This is a genomic window from Moheibacter stercoris, assembly GCF_040545805.1.
GTDB lineage: Bacteria > Bacteroidota > Bacteroidia > Flavobacteriales > Weeksellaceae > Moheibacter > Moheibacter stercoris.
The window spans coordinates 62,155-86,647 of record NZ_JBEPMO010000003.1 but is presented as its reverse complement, the minus strand read 5'-3'; the positions used below and the strand labels follow the sequence as shown (position 1 = coordinate 86,647).

At 35.5% G+C, this 24,493-nt stretch carries 25 protein-coding genes; 12 read left to right on the top strand and 13 right to left on the bottom strand.

The genetic code is table 11. The features are described 5' to 3' along the window. Nucleotides 1-53: 53 nt before the first annotated feature. The 3 genes from rpsD to rplQ are packed head-to-tail and all read left to right on the top strand — an operon-like array spanning nucleotide 54 to nucleotide 2,233. Nucleotides 54-656, top strand: a complete 603-nt coding sequence (gene rpsD, locus ABID46_RS03715) for a 30S ribosomal protein S4 (RefSeq protein ID WP_354507198.1) — start codon at nucleotides 54-56, stop codon at nucleotides 654-656. Between the two features lie 25 nt (nucleotides 657-681). Then, nucleotides 682-1,674, top strand: a complete 993-nt coding sequence (locus ABID46_RS03710) for a DNA-directed RNA polymerase subunit alpha (RefSeq protein WP_354507196.1) — start codon at nucleotides 682-684, stop codon at nucleotides 1,672-1,674. Between the two features lie 10 nt (nucleotides 1,675-1,684). Next, nucleotides 1,685-2,233, top strand: coding sequence for a 50S ribosomal protein L17 (rplQ, locus tag ABID46_RS03705; RefSeq protein WP_354507195.1), 549 nt, complete (start codon nucleotides 1,685-1,687; stop codon nucleotides 2,231-2,233). 128 nt (nucleotides 2,234-2,361) lie between these two features. Here rplQ and ABID46_RS03700 read toward each other — a convergent pair whose 3' ends face one another. Together ABID46_RS03700 and ABID46_RS03695 are read right to left on the bottom strand one after the other, a co-directional pair. Then, entirely contained in the window at nucleotides 2,362-2,892 is a 531-nt protein-coding gene (locus tag ABID46_RS03700; protein WP_354507193.1) for a hypothetical protein, read from the bottom strand. A gap of 86 nt (nucleotides 2,893-2,978) precedes the next feature. Further along, the gene (locus tag ABID46_RS03695; protein WP_354507191.1) at nucleotides 2,979-4,361 is read right to left on the bottom strand and encodes a dipeptidase; all 1,383 of its coding nucleotides are present in this window, start codon (nucleotides 4,359-4,361) and stop codon (nucleotides 2,979-2,981) included. Between the two features lie 362 nt (nucleotides 4,362-4,723). On the opposite strand from ABID46_RS03695, the gene ABID46_RS03690 reads away from it, so the two are divergent. Next, nucleotides 4,724-5,041 carry a DUF4286 family protein gene (locus ABID46_RS03690; RefSeq protein ID WP_354507189.1) on the top strand — a complete coding sequence of 106 codons (318 nt, stop codon included), beginning with the start codon at nucleotides 4,724-4,726 and terminating at the stop codon, nucleotides 5,039-5,041. 55 nt (nucleotides 5,042-5,096) lie between these two features. Here the strand turns inward: ABID46_RS03690 and ABID46_RS03685 are convergent, their stop codons facing one another. Then, on the bottom strand, nucleotides 5,097-5,972 hold the full coding sequence (locus ABID46_RS03685) for a nucleoside phosphorylase (protein ID WP_354507187.1): 876 nt from the start codon (nucleotides 5,970-5,972) through the stop codon (nucleotides 5,097-5,099). A gap of 122 nt (nucleotides 5,973-6,094) precedes the next feature. On the opposite strand from ABID46_RS03685, the gene ABID46_RS03680 reads away from it, so the two are divergent. Together ABID46_RS03680 and ABID46_RS03675 are read left to right on the top strand one after the other, a co-directional pair. Continuing rightward, nucleotides 6,095-6,916, top strand: a complete 822-nt coding sequence (locus tag ABID46_RS03680) for a ZIP family metal transporter (RefSeq protein ID WP_354507185.1) — start codon at nucleotides 6,095-6,097, stop codon at nucleotides 6,914-6,916. A gap of 113 nt (nucleotides 6,917-7,029) precedes the next feature. After that, on the top strand, nucleotides 7,030-7,767 hold the full coding sequence (locus tag ABID46_RS03675) for an acyl-CoA desaturase (RefSeq protein ID WP_354507183.1): 738 nt from the start codon (nucleotides 7,030-7,032) through the stop codon (nucleotides 7,765-7,767). A 1-nt stretch (nucleotide 7,768) separates the two neighbouring features. Here ABID46_RS03675 and gloA2 read toward each other — a convergent pair whose 3' ends face one another. The 3 genes from gloA2 to ABID46_RS03660 all read right to left on the bottom strand — a co-directional run bounded on the left by gloA2 (nucleotide 7,769) and on the right by ABID46_RS03660 (nucleotide 10,127). Further along, the gene (gene gloA2 / locus ABID46_RS03670) at nucleotides 7,769-8,152 is read right to left on the bottom strand and encodes an SMU1112c/YaeR family gloxylase I-like metalloprotein (protein ID WP_354507181.1); all 384 of its coding nucleotides are present in this window, start codon (nucleotides 8,150-8,152) and stop codon (nucleotides 7,769-7,771) included. 6 nt (nucleotides 8,153-8,158) lie between these two features. After that, nucleotides 8,159-9,193, bottom strand: coding sequence for an HAD-IA family hydrolase (locus ABID46_RS03665; RefSeq protein ID WP_354507179.1), 1,035 nt, complete (start codon nucleotides 9,191-9,193; stop codon nucleotides 8,159-8,161). A gap of 61 nt (nucleotides 9,194-9,254) precedes the next feature. After that, a complete protein-coding gene (locus ABID46_RS03660) occupies nucleotides 9,255-10,127 on the bottom strand; it encodes a DUF808 domain-containing protein (RefSeq protein ID WP_354507177.1) in 873 nt (290 codons plus the stop codon). 165 nt (nucleotides 10,128-10,292) lie between these two features. On the opposite strand from ABID46_RS03660, the gene ABID46_RS03655 reads away from it, so the two are divergent. Next, nucleotides 10,293-10,889, top strand: coding sequence for a hypothetical protein (locus ABID46_RS03655; protein ID WP_354507175.1), 597 nt, complete (start codon nucleotides 10,293-10,295; stop codon nucleotides 10,887-10,889). A gap of 75 nt (nucleotides 10,890-10,964) precedes the next feature. Here ABID46_RS03655 and ABID46_RS03650 read toward each other — a convergent pair whose 3' ends face one another. Further along, nucleotides 10,965-13,079, bottom strand: coding sequence for a S9 family peptidase (locus tag ABID46_RS03650; protein ID WP_354507173.1), 2,115 nt, complete (start codon nucleotides 13,077-13,079; stop codon nucleotides 10,965-10,967). 20 nt (nucleotides 13,080-13,099) lie between these two features. Next, a complete protein-coding gene (locus tag ABID46_RS03645; protein ID WP_354507171.1) occupies nucleotides 13,100-13,873 on the bottom strand; it encodes a hypothetical protein in 774 nt (257 codons plus the stop codon). Between the two features lie 196 nt (nucleotides 13,874-14,069). Here ABID46_RS03645 and fsa point away from each other — a divergent pair, with 196 nt between their 5' ends. Continuing rightward, on the top strand, nucleotides 14,070-14,726 hold the full coding sequence (fsa, locus tag ABID46_RS03640; protein ID WP_354507169.1) for a fructose-6-phosphate aldolase: 657 nt from the start codon (nucleotides 14,070-14,072) through the stop codon (nucleotides 14,724-14,726). A gap of 52 nt (nucleotides 14,727-14,778) precedes the next feature. Here the strand turns inward: fsa and ABID46_RS03635 are convergent, their stop codons facing one another. The 5 genes from ABID46_RS03635 to uvrA form a co-directional block, all read right to left on the bottom strand. After that, the gene (locus ABID46_RS03635) at nucleotides 14,779-15,624 is read right to left on the bottom strand and encodes a polysaccharide deacetylase family protein (RefSeq protein ID WP_354507167.1); all 846 of its coding nucleotides are present in this window, start codon (nucleotides 15,622-15,624) and stop codon (nucleotides 14,779-14,781) included. Nucleotides 15,625-15,741: 117 nt separating this feature from the next. Next, the gene (locus ABID46_RS03630) at nucleotides 15,742-16,245 is read right to left on the bottom strand and encodes a hypothetical protein (RefSeq protein WP_354507165.1); all 504 of its coding nucleotides are present in this window, start codon (nucleotides 16,243-16,245) and stop codon (nucleotides 15,742-15,744) included. 12 nt (nucleotides 16,246-16,257) lie between these two features. Beyond that, nucleotides 16,258-17,457, bottom strand: coding sequence for an MFS transporter (locus tag ABID46_RS03625; protein WP_354507163.1), 1,200 nt, complete (start codon nucleotides 17,455-17,457; stop codon nucleotides 16,258-16,260). Between the two features lie 272 nt (nucleotides 17,458-17,729). Further along, nucleotides 17,730-18,146 (bottom strand): HRDC domain-containing protein, encoded by a 417-nt coding sequence (locus ABID46_RS03620; RefSeq protein WP_354507161.1) that lies wholly within the window; start codon nucleotides 18,144-18,146, stop codon nucleotides 17,730-17,732. A 51-nt stretch (nucleotides 18,147-18,197) separates the two neighbouring features. Next, nucleotides 18,198-21,011, bottom strand: coding sequence for an excinuclease ABC subunit UvrA (gene uvrA / locus ABID46_RS03615; RefSeq protein ID WP_354507159.1), 2,814 nt, complete (start codon nucleotides 21,009-21,011; stop codon nucleotides 18,198-18,200). A gap of 285 nt (nucleotides 21,012-21,296) precedes the next feature. On the opposite strand from uvrA, the gene proC reads away from it, so the two are divergent. The 4 genes from proC (at nucleotide 21,297) to ABID46_RS03595 (ending at nucleotide 24,419) form a co-directional block, all read left to right on the top strand. Continuing rightward, nucleotides 21,297-22,079: a pyrroline-5-carboxylate reductase gene (gene proC / locus ABID46_RS03610; RefSeq protein WP_354507157.1), complete on the top strand. Its 783-nt coding sequence runs from the start codon at nucleotides 21,297-21,299 to the stop codon at nucleotides 22,077-22,079. A 24-nt stretch (nucleotides 22,080-22,103) separates the two neighbouring features. After that, nucleotides 22,104-22,343, top strand: coding sequence for a hypothetical protein (locus ABID46_RS03605; protein WP_354507155.1), 240 nt, complete (start codon nucleotides 22,104-22,106; stop codon nucleotides 22,341-22,343). 59 nt (nucleotides 22,344-22,402) lie between these two features. Then, nucleotides 22,403-22,846 (top strand): lipocalin-like domain-containing protein, encoded by a 444-nt coding sequence (locus ABID46_RS03600; RefSeq protein WP_354507154.1) that lies wholly within the window; start codon nucleotides 22,403-22,405, stop codon nucleotides 22,844-22,846. 61 nt (nucleotides 22,847-22,907) lie between these two features. Further along, complete coding sequence (locus ABID46_RS03595; RefSeq protein ID WP_354507153.1) at nucleotides 22,908-24,419, top strand: NAD(P)H-hydrate dehydratase; 1,512 nt, start codon at nucleotides 22,908-22,910, stop codon at nucleotides 24,417-24,419. Nucleotides 24,420-24,493: the final 74 nt, after the last annotated feature.

Below are 24,493 nucleotides of genomic sequence, written 5' to 3'. Positions count from 1 at the left end.
TTAAATTCCTAGTAATTTAATTTCTAAATTCTAATAACAAAATTTAAAGAAAAATGGCAAGATATACAGGACCAAAAACCAAAATCGCTAGAAAATTCGGACAACCAATCTTTGGTGACGATAAAAGCTTCGAAAAGAAAAAATACCCACCGGGACAACACGGACCTAACAAAAGAAGAGGTAAAAAATCGGAATACGCAGTTCAGTTAGAAGAAAAACAAAAAGCAAAATATACCTATGGTATTTTGGAGCGTCAGTTTGCGAACATGTACAAAAAAGCAAACGCGAAACCAGGTATTACCGGGGAAATCTTATTGCAATTGTGTGAGTCACGTTTGGACAACGTAGTATACAGAATGGGAATTGCTCCTACTCGTAGTGCTGCAAGACAATTCGTAACACACAAACACATCACAGTTAACGGAGAATTGGTAAACATTCCTTCTTATACGTTGAAACCAGGTGATGTAGTTGGAGTAAGAGCTAAATCAAAATCATTAAGCGCTATTACAGATTCATTGAAATCTCGTTCTACTTATGACTGGTTGATTTGGAATGACGAGCAAATGTCAGGTACATTTAACTCGGTTCCAGAGAGAATCCAGATTCCGGAAGACATCAAAGAACAATTGATTGTCGAATTATACTCTAAATAATCCTAATTTTTAAGAGCAAGAAAAGATGACAATTTTAAACTTTATAAAACCGGACAAAGTAGTCTTAATAGAATCAGACAGCAATTTTGGACAATTCGAATTCCGTCCATTAGAGCCTGGTTATGGTTTGACAATTGGGAACGCTTTGCGTCGCGTATTGCTTTCTTCTTTAGAAGGATATGCAATTACTTCGGTTCGTATCGAAGGCGTTGACCATGAGTTTTCTACCATTTCTGGTGTTGTAGAAGACATGACTGAAATTATTTTGAATTTGAAAAAAGTTCGATTCAAAAGACAAATCAGTGATTCTGATACAGAAACTGTAACGGTTTCAATCTCTGGCCAAGAGCAATTAACAGCAGGTGATTTAGGGAAATTCATTTCTGGATTCCAAATCTTAAACCCTGACTTCGTAATTGCTAACATGGACAAAAAAGTGAAATTAGACTTCACTTTCACGATTGAAAAAGGTCGCGGTTACGTACCAGCAGATGATAATAAAAAGTCAAATGCTCCGATCGGAACGATTGCCATCGACGCTATTTATACGCCAATCAAAAACGTAAAATACAGCGTTGAAAACTATCGTGTTGAACAAAAAACCGATTATGAAAAATTAGTTTTAGACATCACAACAGATGGTTCAATCTCTCCTCAAGATGCATTGACTGAGACTGCCAAAATTTTAATTCACCACTTCATGTTGTTCTCTGACGAGCGCATCACTTTGGAAGCAGAAGAAGTAGCTTATGGCGAAACCTATGATGAAGAAGCATTGCACATGAGACAGTTGTTGAAAACAAAATTGGTTGATATGGACTTGTCAGTTCGTGCTTTGAACTGTTTGAAAGCAGCTGAAGTTGAAACCCTGGGAGAATTGGTTTCTTACAATAAATCAGACTTGATGAAATTCAGAAACTTCGGTAAAAAATCTTTGACTGAATTAGAAGAATTAGTAGACAACAAAGGGTTAAGTTTCGGAATGGACATTTCCAAGTATAAGTTAGACGTAGAATAATTTTAAGAAAATGAGACACGGTAATAAAATCAATCATTTAGGTAGAACAGCTTCTCATAGAAAAGCAATGTTATCAAACATGGCTACCTCTTTGATTACACATAAAAGAATCAATACTACAGTTGCGAAAGCTAAAGCTTTACAACGCTATATTGAACCATTGATCACCAAATCAAAAACAGACGATACAAACAACCGTCGTGTTGTATTTAGTTATTTACAAGACAAAGAAGCAGTTGCTGAATTGTTCCGTGAAGTAGCTCCAAAAATTGCAACTCGTCCAGGTGGTTACACTCGTATCATCAAAACTGGTTTCCGTCATGGAGACAGCGCTGATATGGCGATGATCGAATTAGTAGATTTCAACGAATTGTACACTTCTGCTAAACCAGAGAAGAAAACAAGAAGAAGTAGAAGAGGTGGTGCGAAAGCTGAAGCTGCTCCTGCTGCTGAAGTTGAAACAAAAGTAGAAGAAGCTCCAGTTGAAGAGCCAAAAGCTGAAGCTACTGAAGCTCCAGAAACTTCTACTGAAGAAGGAACTGAAGAAAAGAAAGATTAATTTAATTTTTCAAGTATATAAAAGAGCTACTCCTAGAGTGGCTCTTTTTTTTGTGCCGAATTCTTTAACAATACCTCATAAAAAAAGCTCAGATTTCTCTGAGCTTTGTATTTACATAAATTTGTTATTTAGGTTCCTTGTTTGGTGTACACCATCGTTAAATCTTCTTGCAATACGATGTTCATTTCTTCATCCATATAGATTTGTCCATCTGGAATGATAAAGGTAATGGTGTTTCCTACCAATGTACCATTCCATGTAGTGCCTTCTGCATCTGTAATGGAAATTGTTTGCTCATTGATGGTATAATTCGAAATGAGTGTTTCTTCCAACTCATTGATACATTCTGTCGTGAAAGTAACTTCATCTGGAAAGGTTCCTTGCACAGTCGTATTCAAGTAAGAATTGGAAATTAATTTCCCTGTATTATTGGGTAATAATTGCATCATTTCGTTTTGGTAACAACCAGATTCTGCTAGAAAATCAGTGGAAGCTGTACCATCTTCATTGATATCGACTGGAGTTTCTACCGTCATTGCGGTCAATTTCCAATATCCTGTAGCTGAAAAGGGTTGTTCAAATCCATTGAATAATTCTTCATCATTGGTACAACCAATTAAGATTGTGGCAACTCCTGCTAATAGCAATATTTTTTTCATTGATGTATATAAATTGTTCGTGTGTTACTTAACTTACTTTGTATGAAACGAAAAATCTTTCATTATCGTATAAACTGCTACTTGATTTATCCTTCTGTATAGTATTGGTAGAAGTACGGAATGGTTTCAATTCCTTTGTAGAAATTAAACAATCCAAAATGCTCGTTTGGAGAATGGATCACATCTGAATTCAATCCGAATCCCATCAAAACAGATTTCGTTCCTAATTCTTTTTCAAATAAAGCAACAATTGGAATACTTCCTCCGCCTCTTGATGCCAAAGCTTCTTTTCCAAATGTTTGGGTCATGGCTTTTTTGGCAGCGATAAATCCTTTGTCAGACGTTGGCAAAACATAAGAATGTCCACCATGATGCGGTTTCACCACAACTTCTACTGAAGAAGGCGCTAACGTAGGGAAATAATCGGCAAATAATTGCGTGATTTTGTCAGGATCTTGATCGGGCACCAAACGCATGGAAATTTTTGCGTAGGCATGAGAAGGAATAACTGTTTTCGCTCCTTTTCCAATATAGCCACCCCAGATTCCATTTACATCCAATGTCGGACGAACGGAAGCTCTTTCGATGGTTGAATATCCTTTTTCTCCTTGAATATCTGCAATTCCGATGGATTTTTTATACGCTTCTAAATCAAACGGGATTTTATCCAAATCGGCCTTGTCTTCTGGAGAAAGTTCTTTCACATCATCGTAAAATCCAGGAATGGTAATTCTTCCATCGTCATCGTGTAATTTGGCAATCATGCGTGAAAGAACATTCAAGGGATTGGGAACGGCTCCTCCGTACACACCCGAGTGCATATCCAAATCGGCTCCTTTTACTTCAACTTCCACATAGGAAAGTCCACGTAGACCAACGGAAATAGAAGGTTGTTCTTTGGAAATGATTTCCGTATCCGAAATCAAAATGATATCGTTTTTTAATTTTTCTTTGTTATTTCGAACGAATTCACCCAAGCTTGGAGAACCTACTTCTTCTTCTCCCTCGATCATAAATTTTACATTACATGGCAATTCTCCTGATTTGTTCATGGCTTCAAAAGCTTTGACATGCATGAAAAATTGTCCTTTATCATCGGCAGAACCACGAGCGAAAATTGCTCCTTCTGGATGAATTTCTGTTTTTTTGATGACAGGTTCAAATGGTCCTGATTCCCATAATTCAATTGGATCTGCTGGTTGAACATCATAATGTCCATATACCAAAACAGTCGGTTTGGTAGGGTCAACCATTTTCTCACCATATACAACTGGATAACCACTTGTTTCGCAAATCTCAACATTGTCAGCTCCAGCAGCTTTTAAAAACTCTGCTACTTTGTCTGCTGTATTCAAAACATCTTGGTTAAAAGCTGGATCTGCACTTACAGAAGGAATCTTTAATAGTTCCAATAATTCATCTAAAAATCGTTGTTTATGCTCGTTTATAAACTTCTGCGTTTCGTTCATTTCTATTCGTTTCTTATTATAAAAAGTAAATGTAGGGATTTTTCACAAAGTTAGAAAGGGAAATTTGATTGAAGCATTTCGATCAAGCCTATGTGAATGGGCTATAAGATGGTTAAATGAAAATTGATTAGGAAATATTTGGATGGATTGAATTGAATATCGGTTTGAATTTATTTTGGCATGTATTTTTGCTGCGGCAAAAATCATGACAAAATAGGATGATAAGTGGTGAATTTATAACCTAATTGCGCTAGGGATTGTAGCAGAAATCCTTTTTGTGAAACAAAAAGATTGTCGCGGAAAGCCCGCTTGAGCGCCCAAGGAATATGAATCTAATTTTTATCTTTGCTCAAAATTGAGATATGATTATTTATAGCGTAACGATTTCGGTGGAGGAAACAATTGAGCAAGAATGGGTGCAATGGATGCGTGAGGAGCACATTCCAGAAGTTTTGGCTACAGGTAAATTTTTGAATTGTCGATTTTCGAAATTGGTTTCGCACAAAGAACCTGGTGCTGTAAATTATTCGGCTCAATATACCTGCACGTCTAAAGAGGAATTGAAGGATTATCAAACGAATTTTGCTCCTGCTTTGCAACAAAAATCAATGGTGAAATATGCCGATAAAATGTTGGCTTTTCGTTCGGAATTGGAAATTATTGAGGATTTATTAGCTTAATTGTAAAAAAAAGAGACTCCTTTTGGGAATCTCTTATTTGATATTTTATTTAATCTTAATCTTTTGTTAAACGTTCCAAGGCATATTGAATCATCAAATCCACCGATTTATATGAATCTTGGCTAAACGTTCCTGCTGCGCGATTGGCTACGATACAATTCAAAGACAAAGCTTCGTGTCCCAACATTTTGGATAGACCGTAAATAGCAGAAGTTTCCATTTCAAAGTTGGTCACGCGGTAGTTCCCATAGCTAAATGAACTCAAAATTTCATTGATGTCAAAAGGATTGGGTTTTAAACGCAAATGTCTTCCTTGTGGACCATAGAATCCGCAAGCAGTTCCTGTAATTCCTTCAAATGTATTCTCTGAACGCAAAGTTTCCAAAATAGAAGTAGAACCTTTTACGATGTACGGAATTGCTTTGGCGTCGTCCCATGCTGAATGCTCGAAGAAAGCTTCTTCCATTTCGATATCACGAACCAATTCGGAATCCTCGTAAAAATGCAACAATCCATCCATTCCCAATCCATGCGTACTCATAACGAATGAATCAACCGGAATGTCTCTTTGCAAAGCTCCAGATGTTCCCAATCTTACAAATTGCAATTCGCGGTGAACTTCATTTTCTTCACCAGTTTCCAAATTGATATTGGCCAAGGCATCTAATTCGCTCAAGACAATGTCAATGTTATCGGTTCCCATTCCCGTAGAAATAACTGTAATTCGTTTTCCATTCAAACTTCCAGTATGGGTTACGATCTCACGCTTTTGCGTTTGAAATTCAATCGAATCAAAATACTTAGAAACTTTAGCCACACGGTCTGGATCGCCTACTGTGATCACTAAGTCTGCCAATTGTTCTGGACGAATGTTGCAATGGTAAATACTTCCATCTGCATTTAGGATAAGTTCGGATGCTTTCTTGCTCATACTTTCAAATTCAACTTCAAAATTATCAAATCTAATTCGAATAAAGATAAAATCCATCAATTTTATTAAATGTTAGTCTAGTCTAACAAAGTTATTTATATTTGCATAAAAATATTGACTTTATGTTTCAAGACGTTCTAACGTATTTTCAATCCATCGATCCAGTTTTGGCAGCCTTGTATGCAACTTTGTTTACATGGTCCATGACAGCTTTGGGTGCATCTACTGTGTTTCTGTTTAAAAATGTGAGCCGAACGCATTTAGATGGAATGTTGGGCTTTACGGGTGGCGTCATGATTGCGGCTAGTTATTGGAGTTTATTGGCTCCAGCCATTGCCATGAGTGAAGGAGAAGGCTTTTTACGTATTGTTCCAGTTGCATCTGGTTTTATCTTGGGTGCTTTGTTTTTGTTTTCCTTGGATAAAATATTGCCGCATTTGCACATCAATTTCAAACAAGCAGAAGGAGTGAAGTCACCATGGCAACGTACAACCTTGCTGACTTTGGCTATAACGCTTCATAATATTCCCGAAGGTTTAGCTATTGGCGTTTTATTCGGTGGAGTTGCTGCAGGTATTCCAGAAGCAACCATTGCAGGCGCTGTAACCTTAGCAATCGGAATGGGGATTCAAAACTTCCCGGAAGGAATTGCAGTTGCCATGCCGCTGAGACGAATGGGATTGTCAAGAAGAAAAAGTTTTGCATACGGACAAGCTTCTGCAATAGTTGAACCTATTTTTGGTGTTCTCGGGGCTTTGGCAGTTGCTTTTTTTACGCCTATTTTACCTTATGCCTTGGCATTTGCTGCAGCAGCTATGATTTATGTGGTCATTGAGGAAGTCGTTCCTGAAACCCAACAAAGTGGGAATACAGATATTGCAACGCTAGGTTTTGTCTTGGGATTTGTTGTGATGATGAGCCTCGATGTCTTGTTGGGCGCTTAAGAAATTTTAAAAGTATGAGAGTGTATTGATTGGAAAGTACTATCTTTCCCCAATCATTGATTTTCCTATTTTAACCAGAGGACATTCAACATTTAATTTAAATCCTCTAAAAAATGGGCATTCTTATTTTTTTCGTACTTCATTGGTACTTTTCCTTATTTTTTCAATCTGTTTTTCATCATCGTTATGCGGCGCATAATCTTTTTACAATGTCCAAATTTTGGGAAAGAACTTTCTTTTTTGGGTGTTTTTTGACGCAAGGTTCCTCTTACATCAGTGCCTATTCGTATGGATTGATGCATCGATTACATCATGTTCATACAGACAAACCAGAAGATCCACATTCGCCACACAATGATCCCAATCCTTTTTTATTGATGTGGGCAACGAGAAATAGTTATTTTAATATTTACTCAGGAAAAACTCCTGTAGAAGATAAGTACAGAAAGAATTTACCAGAATGGAAAGCTTTTGATACCATTGCACATAACTGGATTTTTAGAATTATTTGGATTGGAATTTACATTGCAATTTATGCAACATTGGCAACCGCATGGTGGCAATGGTTATTGTTACCTATTACAATTATCATGGGTTCATTTCAAGGAATGGCAGTCAATTGGTGGGCACATAAATTCGGATATGAAAATTTCAAAATGACCAATACTTCTAAAAATATTCTTCCGTTTGATTTGATCTTTTGGGGTGAAGCCTACCACAACAATCACCATAAATATCCAGCAAGAGCCAACAATGCCAATCGTTGGTTTGAATGGGACATGGGTTATCAGTCCATGCGATTACTCAATTTTTTGGGTGTCATTCAGTTAAAGCCACAGCCTATTCAATAAGTTAGATTTCGTACAATTCAATAGGAAGATCATCGGGATCAAAGAAAAAAGTAAATCGCTTTCCTGTAAATTCATCCACTCGAATCGGCTCGGTATCAATACCTTTATTTTTCAATTCGTTGATTGTATCCTCAATATTCATTACCTGAAATGCTAAGTGACGAAGTCCAGTTCCTTCTGGTTGCGAAAGTCTTTTGGGCGGATTGGGAAAGGAAAACAATTCAATGATATAATTTCCATTAAGGGCTAAATCCAATTTATAAGAACCACGTTCTTCTCGAAACACTTCACGGATAATCTCCAAACCCAAAATTTCGGTATAGAATTTTTTCGAAATGGTATAATTCGAACAGATAATGGCGATATGGTGAATGTTTTGAAGCATTTAAGTCTAGTTTATTAATTTAAGTAAATTCAAAGGCTGATGAATAATTTTAGATGCCGCATGGTTGCGTAATTCTTCTTCGGTTCTAAATCCCCAAGTAACGCCGATGGACTTTACATCTGCATTGGAAGCCGTCATCATATCTACTCCCGAATCTCCGACAAATAAGGTTTTCTCTTGATTAATTTGGGTTTCGTTCATGATTTGCATCAAAATACTAGGATTCGGCTTTTTGGCTTCTCCTATTCGGTGTCCTAAAACCACATCAAATGAAATTGAAGGAAAATATCGTTTCACCAGATTTACCGTCGCTTCATGGTATTTGTTGGAGGCAATTGCTAATTTGAATTCTCTAGCTTGCAATTCCTGAAGTAATTCTTGAATTCCATCGTAAGGTCGCGTCAGATCATATTTGTGGGCTTCATAATGCGTCACAAATTCCTTTCTGATTTGTTGAAATTTCACCTCGTCATGGAAGTTTTCGGGTAAACAAGTTTTCAGTAAATTATCGATTCCGTTTCCAATAAAAGTTCTGTATAGTTCCAATTCATGCGTTGGGAATCCATATTTTGCCAGTACATAATTGACCGAATTTCCCAAATCTTCATACGTATTGAGCAAGGTTCCATCTAAATCGAAAATGATTAATTTGATTTTTGGAGTAGAATGAATTCGAAAATAAAAGATTGAAGCGACCATCACAACCATGTAAATGTACATGATATATGCGTCAGATATAAATCCATCTTTGATAACATCGAACCCAAGAAAATAAAAGGTTAGAGAAATCCCAATGAGCGACAAAGCAGACAAAATATATCGAAGTATTTGTGTGTTTTTGCTTTTATATAGAAATAGAATTAAACCTAAAATTATAAAGGTTGGTGTGGAATATATAACCGAAATGATAACAAAGAGGAAATAACTCGTCAAAAAATTATCCAAACCAAAATCTTTGAACGTAAGAATCAATACATTGATCAAACAAGAAAGAAAGATAGTCACGAACCAAACTTTGGCCCAATACAGAAGTTTTTGCATATGAAAAAGGTTGACTCAAATGTACAGAATCTGAATCAACCTTTGGTTTTATTTCGAATTGTTAAACTGTTTTCTTTTTCGCTGGCATTAATTTTTTAGCTAATTTGAAAATAGGAAATGCCACAAGTCCGGCAAGGATTCCCACCACAAATTCTTTCAAAATGGATGGAATATTTGGAACCAAATGATGCAAATAATCAATGTTGTGAACGAAAATTCCACCTGCCACAAGCAATAATGCCAAGGTTCCTACGATGGATAAAATGCGGATAACAATAGGAAGTGCAGCCACCAAAAATTTACCCAAAGTATTCATAAAGCCTTTTTCGTTGGAATATTTGATCAACTTATATCCGGCATCGTCCATACGAACAATCAAGGCTACAACACCATAAACTCCAATCGTTGCTAAAATTGCAACCACACAAACTGTAAGGATTTGGGTAGGAAGTGGTTTGTCCAGTACCGCTCCCAATGCGATGATGATAATTTCGACGGAAAGTATAAAGTCAGTTGTGATGGCAGATTTCACTTTGGCTTTTTCATTGACCAGTCCGTCGTTTGTATTTTCTTTAATCACTTCTTCACCTTTTTTCGTTCGATGAAATAGAAATTCGATGATTTTTTCCATTCCTTCATAGGCAAGGTAAAATCCACCCAACATTAAAATTGCGATGATTGCAGGCGGATAAAAATAATTGAGCAGAAGTGCTGCTGGAACGATGATCAATTTGTTGAGAAATGATCCTTTGGTGATCGCCCATAGAACGGGAATTTCGCGTGAAGATAAAAATCCGGTTGCTTTTTCCGCGTTTACCGCAAGATCATCGCCTAAAATTCCAGCTGTTTTTTTGGTTGCCAATTTACTTGCGACTGCAACGTCGTCCATTAGTGCAGCTATATCGTCCAATACTGCAAAAATTCCTGATGCCATTAGGTTTAATTTTGTACAAATGTAATTTTTTTAAGATAATTTAATAATTATTAGTTGTTGTATTATTAATTTAAATAATAAGCTTTGAAATAAAAAAATGTTAATATCTCAATTAGGAATGATGTAATTGTGTTTTTATTTTTGAGTTAATTTAAAAAACTTTATATGAGATTTTTAGAAAACAATTGGTTAGAATTGATTGCAATATTAATTAGTTTAATATCCTTATATATATCATATTTAAAATTTAGAAAGGGTAATCTGACGAATCTTGAATTAACATTTTTTAATTTATTAAAAGATTTAGAAAACGCTAAATCAACAATTATTTATAAAACTACGCGTGAGGAATTAAATGGTGCTAAAATTTTTTTTAAAATCAATAATGAAATATTGAATGCTGTTAAATTATTATATTCTCAAAAGAATCAAAATCAATTTATAGTAGCTAATGCTTATGATAATTTAAACAATCTATCTTTGGATGATGCTATTGATGTTATTAATGAAAAGTTTGTAGAAGTATTTGAACCTACAATGTCATCTTATTTAGGATATTTAAGGTCAATGATTTATTTCATAAATAAAAATAAATATTCTAATAGTTTTATGTTTCATTTTAAAAGTAAGATAACCGAAGATGAGCTTATTTTTTTATATTATTATAGTCATTCTAAATATGGACAAGATTTTTTAGAGTTCAGTAAATCATGTAATTTATTTGAAAATTTAAATAAATCAAGAGTAATAGGTTTTAAATAATATAAAGTTTAAAATAAAAAAAATGGACTGAGTTTCCCCAATCCATTTTCATATTTGTATTCGAATTTCGAAATTCTATTTTGTAATGCCTTCTAATTTGAAAATGAATGCATATTCCAAAGCAACTTCTTTGATGGCTTCAAAACGCCCTGAAGCTCCACCATGACCCGCAGTCATATCGGTTTTTAGCAACAACAAATTATTGTCGGTTTTCATTTCTCTCAACTTTGCAACCCATTTCGCAGGTTCCCAATATTGAACTTGAGAATCATGCAAACCTGTTGTTACCAACATATTCGGATAGCTCTTTCTTTCAATATTGTCATACGGCGAATAGGATTTCATGTAGTCATAATATTTTTTATCATTTGGATTTCCCCATTCGTCATATTCCCCAGTTGTCAAAGGAATCGAATCATCCAACATCGTGGTTACGACATCCACGAAAGGAACTTGAGCAACAATTCCATTGTAGATTTCTGGTGCTTGGTTGATAATCGCACCCATTAACAATCCGCCTGCAGATCCACCCATCGCATAAAGATGTTTGGCAGAGGTATATTTGTTCTCAATGAAATATTTCGAAATATCCACGAAATCGTTGAAAGTATTTTTCTTGTTTAACATTTTTCCATCTTCGTACCAATTTCTACCTAATTCTTGTCCGCCACGAATGTGAGCCAATGCATAAATAAATCCTCGATCCAACAAGCTCAATCTTCCTGAACTAAAGTAAACATCCATGGTTGAACCATACGAACCATAGGCATATTGCAACAAAGGCGTATTTTCATTGATCACCAAATCTTTTCTATGAACAATAGAAACTGGAACCTTTACACCATCACGAGCCGTTACCCAAAGGCGTTTGGTTACATAATTGTCTTTGTTGAAATCTCCTAAAACGACTTGTTCTTTTTTCACTTCACTCGTTTTGTCTTCCATGTTGAAATCAATGGTTGAGTTTGGAGTCGTCATCGAAGTATAGCCATAACGTAAAATTTTGGAGTCAAAATCTGGATTGAATCCAATGTATGCTGAATAAACTTCTTCTTTGAAAGGTAAATTGTATTGCGTTTTCCCATCCCAAGTTCTGATGTTCAGTTGAGTCAAACCATTGGTTCTTTCTTCTAAAACAAGGTAATCATTGTAGATTTCAAAATTCTCTAGGAAATAATCTTCTCTGTGAGGAATAACATCTTTCCAATTCGACTTTCCAGTTTTGGTAACCGGAGTTTTCATCAATTTGAAATTGGTTGCATTGTCTTTATTGGTCATGATATAAAAGTCAGATCCATAATGTTCAATGCTGTATTCTAAATCACGTTGACGTTTTTGGAAGATGGTCCATTTTGCATTGGGTTGATCAGCTGGAATGAAGCGATATTCGTCAGAAACAGTACTTCCGCTACCAATGATGATGTACTTACGAGATTTCGTTTTGTACACATAGGTATTGAAGGTATCATCTTTTTCTTCGTATACCAAAACATCAGCACTTTGTGGAGTTCCCAAGATATGTTTCCAAATTTGGTACGAACGTAAGGTTTCATCTTTTCGGGTATAGAAAAGCGTTTTGTTGTCTGCCGCCCAAACTGAACCACCCGTTGTGTTTTCCAATTTGTCTGATAATATTTTACCCGTTTTCAAATCTTTGATTTGTATGGTATAAATTCTTCTACTTACAGTATCTTGTCCAAAAGCTGCGTATTGGTTGTTTTCCGAAACATTTAAACCATTTAAGTTATAATATGAAAAACCTTTTGCCATTTCGTTTACATTGAACAAAATTTCTTCTGGAGCATCAATGTTTCCTTTTCTACGTGTATGAATTGGATATTGACCACCTGTTTCGTAACGCGTGATGTAATAATAACCATTCAATTTATAAGGAACAGAGGAGTCATCTTCTTTGATTCTCCCTTTGATTTCGTCAAATAAATTTTTCTGAAGTTCTTCGGTATCCTTCATCATGAAATCGGTATAGTCGTTTTCATCATTCAGGTACTGAATTACTTCTGGATTTTCACGTTCGTTTAACCAATAATAATTGTCAATACGAATATCACCATGTTTTTCTAAACGTTTTTCAATGGTTTTCGCTTTTGGCGCTTGCATAGATTGTGCATTTAAATTTGCTACAGCTATAACCAATGCTAAAGCTGAAAGCGGTTTTTGAATAATTTTCATATATGATTCTAAGGGTTGAGTTATTGTACTTTTTTGAATTCTTTTAATTCAAATTCGTTAGAAGAATTCAAATAATCAATACCAATTGTTTCTCCGTCATAATATCCAACAGTCGTATATTGATGGTTGCCATTTGTTACGGTAGCTTGATAAATTCCAGCTCTGCTAGTAGGTTTCAACAAAGCAATAACTGTATTGGAAGATTTTTCAATCAAAGCCAATGAACCATCTTTTAATTCCGTTAATTGAACGATGGTATTTCCACTTTTAAATTCCGTTCCCAACGAAATAGATGGTGCAGAAGCGGGAACTTTTGTTTCTACTTTTTCTTCAATTCGTACAGTTTCTTTAGGCTCTGGAATTGTACCATAAACGATTTCAGTGGGATGAGAAGGTTTCAAAGTTTTTAAAGCAATTCTCATGGCGTCCTGATATCCTTCTTTGTAATCTTTTATACTCGATTCTCCACGAAAAGTTTCTAGGATTTGTCCCTCACAGTTTTTTAAATGTACGAGTATGATATTTTTTCTCCAACTTCTTTCTTTCTCCATATCAACCGTCAAGGCTCTGCACGGATTGTTATGCATATCTGAAGGCCAATAAGCTGGGTTTTCTGTGATTCCTTCGTAGGATTTGTTTTTTACAAATTGCTTGAAAACAGGTCCTAAATGAAATTGATCTTCTTCAAAACTTGTAAAGCTTTGAGGTATGATGATGTATCGATAATTGGATACCGATTGTGCATGTAAAACGAATGTACTTAGGATGAATAAAAAAGAAAATGCTGATTTCATAACTAAATTTTCTGAGCCAAATATACGAAAACACTTTATGCGAATCCTTCTTGGCTTTTTCTTTTTATTCTGAAATTAAATCCACGAATTTGCAACTTGTATTTTAAGTCAAAATAAAATGCTTTTTGGAATCAAATAATACCGAAAAGGCTTAATTTTACAGCTTCATAATAATTCACGCAAATAACAAAATAATATGAAATTTTTTATCGACACAGCCAATCTAAATGACATCAAGGAAGCACAAGATTTAGGCGTTTTAGATGGTGTAACGACCAATCCATCTTTGATGGCAAAAGAAGGAATTACGGGGCAAGAAAACATTTTGCAACATTACCGTGACATTTGTGAAATCGTTGATGGAGATGTAAGTGCTGAGGTGATCGCGACAGATTTCGAAGGAATGATCAAAGAAGGCGAGGAGTTGGCGAAATTGAACGACCAAATCGTCGTGAAAATTCCCATGACCAAAGATGGAATCAAAGCTTGTAAATACTTTACCGAAAAAGGAATCAAAACCAATGTAACCTTGGTTTTCTCAGTTGGTCAGGCATTGTTAGCAGCCAAAGCAGGAGCGACTTATGTTTCTCCGTTTTTGGGAAGATTGGATGATATCTCAACTGATGGCATGAATTTGATCGAAGAAATCAGAATCGTTTACGATAATTATTTGTTTGATACCCAAATTTTAGCAGCTTCCGTTCGTCATACGATGCACATTGTCAATTGCGCAAAAATCGGTGCAGATGTGATGACTGGACCTTTATCATCTATCATGGGATTGTTGAAACACCCATTGACCGATATTGGTTTGGCACAATTCTTAGCCGATCACGCAAAAGGAAATCAATAAGAAACTAATTGAATATACTGAAAAAGACGGATCCTCATCCGTCTTTTTTTATTTAGTTAATGTCCGCTTTGATTCCCGGATAATCCTTCATCTTTCGTAGCTCAATATCTTCTCGTTTGTTTAAAATTTGAAGCAAATCATCCAATTCCTTCACACTATTTTCATCACGAAAATATTGATCATGTGTTAACAAAACCAAATGGTTTTCTGTTTGAACACGATTATTGGAAAAAGTCGAATCGATGATCGCCATGATTTCTTTTCCTGTTTCTTTCACTTTATAAGTTGAATCCGATTTCCATTCAACATCCCAACCTACCAATATAAATTCATTTTTCGCCAAATAATCTGCAGCTTTTTCTGAGGATTTTAAATCGGTTTCCTTGATAGAATCCAATCGCCAAATATTACGTCCAGGTGTTCTGGCAATCATTAATTTTCTATTTAAACTATCATTCATTCGGTTGAAATCTTCCAAAACTTTCACAGAATCCTTATAAAATTCAGAAAATTTATTGTTCGCATGCGAATAGCTATGATTGGCAATTTGGAACAAGGTATCTTGTATGATCATTTCAAAATTTCGTTCTTGGGCTTTACTTCCTTTGATGTGTGAACCCACCAAAAACAAAGTAGCAGGAACTTTTTCTCTTTGAAGAGATTGAATAACATGGGAAGTTCCTTTATTCGGTCCATCATCAAAGGTGATGTACACGTATTTCTTGGAACTTTTTGTAATAGATTCTGGACTAATTGGAGGAGCAACCTTTTGTCTGTTTTCCAAGGAAACTTTCGTTTTAATAGGTTGTAAACCGATAGAAGGTTTGTCTGTTTGGCATTGAAGGAAAAAGAAACTTCCTAGGAAAAGGAAGGCAACACGAGAGAATTTTGGGAACATAAAAGTTGAAATCGTATTAAGTTAATGAATTGTTAAAATATTAGTATTTCATTAACAAAATGCAGGCCAATTTTTCAACTTAATTGTTAAAAAATTATAGAAAAAAAATTCTCTATTTTATTGACAATTTTTTATTTTTTTTCCATTTTCATATTTCATTTCGCATGGGCTGCCGTCTTTTTCAATGCAATACCAAATTCCATGCTTCTTGCCATTTAAGTATTCTTTGTGTTGTTGAATTTCTCCTTTTAGAAGATAATCATAAGACTTTACTTTTCCATTCTCATCATAGGAGTAAACTTCATATCGATCTTTACCATCGAAATTTCGAATTCGTTTTATAAGTTTTTGGGTGGAATCATAATAATATTCCTCATATATAGTTTGCTTTCCTTCTTTTGAATAATAATATTTTTCACTTATGAGTTTTCCCTCCTCATATTCTTCAATTACTCCCTTTCCTTTTTTACCTTTAAAATCTACCGACTCACTTACTAATTTTTTAGTTGCATGATGATAAACCAAACCATCTTTAAAATAAATATCATATTGACTTAAAGTTTCTTGACTATAAGAAAACGAGAAGTTTAAAAGTAAAAGGAAAAATAGAATTTTATTCATAGTTGAAATATATCAATTATTTCCCTGAATCTTATTTTTCTCAAAAACAGGGCGTGAAATAAACCAATAATAAACCAAAGCAAATAGGCAAAAACCTGCTGTGATGAGGTACATCATTTCAAATCCGAAATGATCACCAAAATATGCACCTAGCAACATCCCTATACCAATTCCTAAATCAAATCCTGTTAAATAGGTCGAATTGGCCGTTCCTCTTTTGGAACCTGGCGCCATGTTGATGTACATGGTTTGCAAGGCAGGAAACAAAGTTCCGTATCCGATTCCGATCAAAAGTGCAGACAAACAGAAGAAATAAATGCTATGCAAAAGAGCAAATCCTACAAATCCTAAACTGATGACCAACAAGGCAACGACCATTACTTTATGAAGATGTCCACGATCCACAAATCGACCAGAAGTTACTCTTGATAGAACAATTCCTCCAGCCAAAAACAAAAAGAAAATTCCCGCATTTTGAATTCCCGTTTCTTTGCCATACAATACAGCGTAGGAAATCAAAGTTCCCCATCCAAATGCCAAAAACAATTGATTGATGAAAATCGGAATGGATTTGAGTAATAAAAATCGGTCCAAGGAAATCGGCGGAATTTTGTCCAATCGTTGTCGTTTGGGAACTTGGATGAACATCACCACCAAAATTGACAAAAATCCCATGAACAAAGCACAGGTGATCAAGGTTTGAAATCCATAGGAGTCATAAATCATCACGGCAATATAAGGCGCAACCGCCATCGCAATGTTGGTGTTTACTCCAAAATATCCGATTCCTTCTGCACGTCTCGAAGCAGGAATGATGTCAATCGCGACCGTATTGGCCGAAACTGTTGCCAATCCCCAAGACATTCCATGAATGAATCGTAAAATCACCAAAAACACTACCGTTGTGGCGAAATAATAGCCGAAAAAAGTTGCAATGAAAACGGTGAGTCCCAATAGAAATAAAGGTTTCCGCGAATAAACATCGACCCAATACCCGCAAAACGGACGGATTAGTAACAATGCAATCGCATAAGAAGAAAGTACAATTCCGATTTTGGAATGTGGAACCTCTAAAACTTCCGAAAGATAAATGGGAATGGTCGGCATCAAAAGGTTAAAAGAACAAGCCACCAAAAAGTTCGCCACGCATGCAATGATGAAATTTTTGTTCCAGATTTTTTCTTTTCCTTCCATTTCTTGAATTCCATCCAAATTTAGCGAACATAAACCTCATGAAAAAAGAAAGTCCGTTAAATTTATTTGATGTTTTGATACTGATTTTTTAGAAGCCATTCCAGCTGTTTGTTTCTATCTTTTTTGCTTGTTCGTTTTTTGTTTCGGCAAAAAAGGAGTTCACTTCGTTCCACTCTTTTTATCCGACAAAAAATCTTCACAACCAAAAAAGGATATCCACTTCCATCTGGGCTATTTTAAGGATGGGAGTTGGAGGTAGGAAGCTGAAATTTTATAAATAAAAAAAATAATCAGATAGAATCTAAAAGTTGCATAATCTCATCTCCCCATTCGTCTATTATATTTTTTCCTATGCCTTTTATTTCAAATAGATTTTCTTTGGTTTTAGGCGGATTTTTAGCTAAATTGCTTAGAGTAGAATTGGAGAAAATTCTAAAAGCGGGAATATTTAATTTTTTAGAAGTTTGATATCTCCATGATTTTAACGCATCAAATATTTTGATTTGCTCATCATTTAATTCTTCAAGGATTTCTTCTTTATTCTTCGAATTGTAGAATACCAAAATATTCCAGCAGGGAAATGGATCTATAGAAAAAGATTCAGTTGATTTAATTATTTCATTTTTATCAAGAAATCGATTTATTTGTCTTAAATCTTCCAGATAAAAAGTTTCAGATAGCCTAAGTGTAAAATTCTGAATTTTCATATTATTAAGTTTTTAGTCAACTCAATATATTCAAAATTTAAAAATCACACATTAATTTAAATGTTTAACTTCTAATTTCTCTTGTAAATACTCACCAGTATGCGATGCCTCAACTTTGGCAACATCTTCGGGTGTGCCTTCTGCGACAACTTCTCCACCATGTTTTCCACCGTCTGGACCAATGTCGATAATCCAATCGGCTGCTTTGATGATGTCCATATGGTGTTCAATCACAAAAACGGTATGGCCAATTTCAATCAAGGCTCTCAAAGCTTTCAAGAGTTTCTTAACATCGTGGAAATGTAATCCGGTGCTTGGTTCGTCAAAGATGAACAAAGTCTGTTTCTGAGTTTGACCTTTGGTTAAAAAGGAAGCCAATTTGATTCGTTGGGCTTCTCCTCCCGAAAGCGTGTTGGAGGATTGTCCCAATTGAACATAGCCCAAACCCGTTTCTTGAAGAGGCAATATTTTCTCGACAATTTTGGATTCTTTGTGTTTTTGGAAAAACTCGACCGCATCATCCACAGTCATATGCAGGATTTCCGAAATATTTTTGTCTTGGTATTTGACCTCAAGAATTTCTTTTTTGAATCGATGACCATGGCAAGTTTCACATTCCAATTCTACATCGGCCATGAACTGCATTTCAATCGTAATGGTTCCTTCCCCTTTACATGTATCACATCGACCACCATCGACATTGAACGAAAAATGTTTCGGTTGAAAGCCCATCAATTTACTTGCTTTTTGTTTGGCGAATAGATTTCGGATATCGTCGTAAGCTTTCACATAAGTAACTGGATTGGATCGAGATGATTTTCCAATCGGATTTTGATCGATCAATTCAATGTTGTGAATGCGTTGAATGGAACCCGTGATTTCATCATAATCACCGATTTTATTTCCGTAAATTCCTAAATTTCGTTGAATGGCAGGCGTTAAAATTTCTTTCATCAAGGTACTTTTTCCCGATCCGGAAACACCTGTCACAACGGTCAACGTATTCAATGGGAATTTTACATCGAGATTTTTTAAGTTATTCTCACGCGCTCCTTTGATTTCGACAAAGTTTTTAAATGGAATTCTATTTTTTGGAACTTCAATTTCCAATCGGCCGTTGAGGTAATCAGCCGTCAACGTATTGGCTTTCATCAATTCCTCATAAGTTCCTTCAAAAACAACTTCACCTCCATGGGTTCCAGCTTCAGGACCAATGTCAATGATATAATCAGCTGCTTTGATGATGTCTTCGTCGTGCTCTACCACAATCACAGAATTTCCCAAATCACGAAGTTTGCGCAAAATTCCAATCAATCGTTCGGTGTCTTTGGAGTGCAATCCGATGGATGGTTCGTCTAAAATATACATGGAACCTACCAAACTACTTCCCAGTGAAGTCGCCAAATTAATTCGTTGACTTTCTCCACCCGAAAGCGTATTGGAAGCGCGATTTAAGGTTAAATAACTCAAACCAACATCGATCAAGAATTCGATTCGACTACGGATCTCAAACAAAATTCGTTTCGCAACCTTCTCTTCGTATTGGCTTAATTGAATTTGATCGAAGAATACTTTCAATTCGTCCAAAGGCAAATCCACCAAGTCTTGAATCGCTTTCTCATTTACTTTTACATAAGAAGCCTCTTTGCGTAGACGTTTTCCTTTACAAGTCGGACAAACCGTTTTCCCTCTGTAACGAGAAAGCATGACACGGTATTGAATTTTATAGGTATTGGATTCTACCATTTGGAAAAATCCGTCAATTCCTTCCCAATTACCTTTTCCTCTCCAAAGAATTTCTTTTTGAGAATCGGATAATTCATAATAAGGTTTGTGAATAGGAAAATCAAATTTGACCGCTTTTCGAATGAAATCATCTTTCCATTCGCTCATTTTATCCCCTTTCCAAGCTACTACCGCATCTTCATAAATCGATAATTTCTTGTTAGGAATCACCAAATTCTCATCAATCCCGATGACTTTTCCATATCCTTCACAAGTTGGACAAGCTCCATAGGGATTGTTGAAACTGAAGAAATGAATGGTTGGATCGTTAAACGAAATACCATCCAATTCAAATGCGCTTGAGAAAGGTTTTTCGGTATTTTTATCTACATCTTTAATGATTAATTCTCCATTTCCTTCAAAAAAGGCTGTTTGAATCGAATCGGCTAAACGATGATAGAAAGATTCGTCGTCTTGGGTTTCAATTCGGTCGATGACCAAGAATACTTTGGTATCTTTTTTAGGTTCAAATTTGAATTCGATTAAATCTTCAATTTTCACCTGATTTCCATCGACATCCAATCGTGAGAAACCTTGTTGCTGCAAAACATTTAGTTGTTCTGTAAACGTTCGATCTGAAGAAAGAAGGACAGGCGATAATATCAAAATTTTGGAACCATTGTCCAAAGATTGAATATAATCCACCACATGGGTTACGGTTTGCTTTTGCACCAATTCACCTGAAATAGGGGAATAGGTTTTTCCAATTCGGGCAAACAATAATTTTAAGTAATCATAGATTTCGGTCGTTGTTCCTACAGTCGAACGAGGATTTGTGCTGATTACTTTTTGTTGAATCGCAATCGCAGGAGCAATTCCTTTGATATAATCCACTTGAGGTTTGTCCAATTTCCCCATGAATTGACGCGCATAGGAAGACAAACTCTCTACATAACGACGTTGACCTTCTGCATACAAAGTATCAAAAGCCAAGGAAGATTTTCCAGAACCCGAAAGTCCCGTAATCACCACCAATTTATTTTTGGGAATGGCTAAATCTATGTTCTTTAAATTATGGAGTTTAGCACCTTTGATGATGATAAATTCCTTCGGATCGTATGCTGTTAAATCTTTCTTCATTTTGAAGGTGCAAAGGTACTACAATTGCTTGGCTTCAAAAATATTGAGGAGAAAATATTATGTTAATTTCAGATTTTTAAAGGAAGATTCCCTTCAAATATTTTTTGTCAAATTGAATTAATAGTTCGTTCTTTGGTGAAGAAATTAAAAAATGCAACAAAACAACATCCATACTTGGCCCCCATTTTTCTTAAAAGTTTAGGGAAAGGTATGTTTGTGTCAAAAATATTAAGTGAAAACGCTTTCCCATGGGAGAGCGTTTTTTTTATGCAAATAAATTAACAAATGAAAACAAAGAACGTAGCAATTATTGGAGCAGGGAATTTAGGGATTTCCATTGCAGAAGGTTTGGTGAAAAAGCAAAAACGAAAGGCAGAAAATATTTTGTTGAGCCGCAATCAAATTCAGAAAATTGAACATTTGAAAAAGATGGGAATGATTGTTTCCCAAAAGAATGCTGAAATTGTTCCCGTTGCTGACGTGGTGATTTTAGCGGTAAAACCCTACAAAGTATTAGAGATTCTGAAAGAAATTCAACCTTATCTTCAACCTTCCACCATAATAGTATCGGTGGCAACCGGAATTGAAATTTCTTCGATGCAAAAAATTATAGGAAATCAACAACCTATATTTCGAGCCATGCCCAATACGGCAGCAGCGGTTTCGGAATCCATGAGTTGTATTTGCGGAAATTCCGAGGAAGGAAGAAAAGAAGTAGAAGATATTTTTCAGTCGATTGGAGAAACGATTTTCATTACCGAAAAATTGATGAATGCCGCAACTGTTGTGGGAGCTTGTGGAATTGCCTATGTTTTGCGATTCATTCGTGCGATGATTCAAGGTGGTGTTGAAATTGGATTTGATTCACAGACCGCTTCGAAAATTGTTACCCAAACGGTAAAAGACGCTGCCGAATTATTGATTCAGAATGGTTTGCATCCGGAACAAGAAATCGATAAAGTGACAACTCCAAAAGGATGTACGATTGTGGGCTTAAACGAAATGGAACACCAAGGATTTAGTTCTTCTTTGATCAAAGGAATCAAAACTTCGTTTGAAAAGATTTAGATTTGCCTAGCTGAAAATTAAAAGATGGAAAAGAAATTGAGATTAATTTGGGATTTTCGTGGACCCGATGCGCAAAAAACGGCAGAACACCATGAAATTCATTTGAAGGAATTCATTCAAGCGGAAAAATTGATGAATAATATTACGGGAGTTGAAACTATTTCAGAAATGTATTCGGTAGCCTATTTGGTAGTCGATGAGAATGAAATGATTGCAGTTCGAGATGCTTTGAAACCTCATAGAGGCGAATGGTATGAAAATTGATGCCTCAGCTAAAATTTTTTGAAAAAAATAACGTTATAACCCTAAACAAAAATTAATTTATGAAAAATGTATTTGCCTTAATGCTTGCTATGTTCGTTGGACTTGGAATGGTTTCTTGTAGTTCTGATGATGACAATGGGTCAACTCCTCAATTTACGATGGTAGGAACTTGGAAAGTTACACAAGTTTTCATCAATGGTGTTGAACACAATGTAGATGATTATTGTCCTTACAAAGGTACATTTCAATTTGTGACTGGAGGAACATATGTAGAAAATGGTTTTGAATTGAACAATACAAATGATTGTGTGGCGAAAGAAACGGTTGGAGGTACTTGGGCGAAAAGTGGAAATACGTATACCTTAACGTTGACAGGAAATGCGAGTTCTACTGTATTGCCAAATTCATTTAGTCCTATCACAACTTCTGGGGTTATCAATAAATTTGAATTGAATTTATCAGCAGGAGGAATCCCAACCAAATTGGTATTCTCAAAACAATAAATTATCGAAACTTTAAGATATTTCAATCCCGATTCTGTCGGGATTTTTTTATTTTTAAAACATGAAGATTTTATCACCAGAACAACTCAAAAGAGTCGAAACTCAAACGATCACGATTCAAGACATAGAACTTATCAATTTAATGGAGCGAGCAGCCAATGCCATTTTGAATTGGTTAAAATCAAAAATAGATGTTTCCAAAAATTCCTTTACTATTATTTGTGGAGTTGGAAACAATGGAGGAGATGGATTGGCGCTAGGAAGATTGCTGTGGGAAGAAAAAGCCAATGTCAAAATTTATTTGCAGAAAAATAATTCCTATTCGCTCGATAATTTGACCAATCAGAAGCGTCTAAAGGATTTGAAAATACCATTTGAATACTACGATGAGACCACGAAATTGGAAATTATTCCCAATTCCATTCTGATTGATGCGATATTCGGATATGGATTGAATCGCCCTATAGGTGATGAGTGGAAGCCGATTATTGACCAGATCAATCAATCTCCCAATACGGTGATTTCGGTTGATGTTCCATCGGGATTGTTTTGTGATCAATTGAATTCAGAAAAGGATCCAATTGTGGAATCAGAAGTTACCTTAACCTTTCAAACTCCGAAATTATCCTTATTAATTCCAGAAAATCAGCAATATGTCAATGAATTTGAAATATTGGACATCAGTTTGGATTTAGAATCCATTGAAAAGGAAGATTCTCAATTGGGTTATTTTTCAATGAATTATGTTCCACAATTTTATTTCAAACGTCCAAAATTCAGCCATAAGTATGATTATGGAAATGTTTTGGTGATTGGCGGAAGTTATGGGAAAATAGGAGCGAGTTTGTTGGCTGCAAAAGCGGTTTTTAAATCAGGTGCTGGATTGGTTACTATGTATGTTCCAAAATGTGGGTATTCGGTAATTCAAACAGCTTTGCCAGAGGCAATGGTTCAAACTGATTTTTCAGATGAAATGATTACAAAATTTCCCAATGTGGAACGTTATGATACTATTGTGATTGGCCCTGGAATGGGAACCGATGAGAAAACTTATCGGGCTTTTGAAGAATTTTTATCGGAAAATGATTTGTCTGACAAGAAATTAATCATCGATGCTGATGGAATCAATTTGTTGAGCAATCATCCGAACTTACTTGAGAAATTACCCAAAGAAACCATTTTGACGCCACATGATAAGGAACTGGAACGTTTGATTGGATCGTGGGAAAATTCTTATGATAAAATTGAGAAAATTCAATCTTTTGTGCAATCCCATGAATTGGTCATTGTTGCCAAAGGCTTTATTACGCAAACATTTCTCGCAAATGGAGAAGCTTATTTCAATTCTTCTGGAAATCCAGGAATGGCTACGGCAGGAAGTGGTGATGTTTTGGCAGGAATCATCGCAGGATTGTATGCGAAACAATACAATGCTTCTGAAGCTGCAATATTTGGTGTGTTTCTTCATGGTTTTTCTGGAGATGTAGCATCGCAACAATTGGGAGAAGAAAGTATCATGGCGACCGATTTGATCAATTATATTCCTGTGGCCTTTAAAACTTTGTTTGGATAACAAATAGATGTTGAAAAGTCATCTTGTTTTCTTTATAAGTCCAAGCTTTTTAGCATGTTTTTGTGGACTCAAAA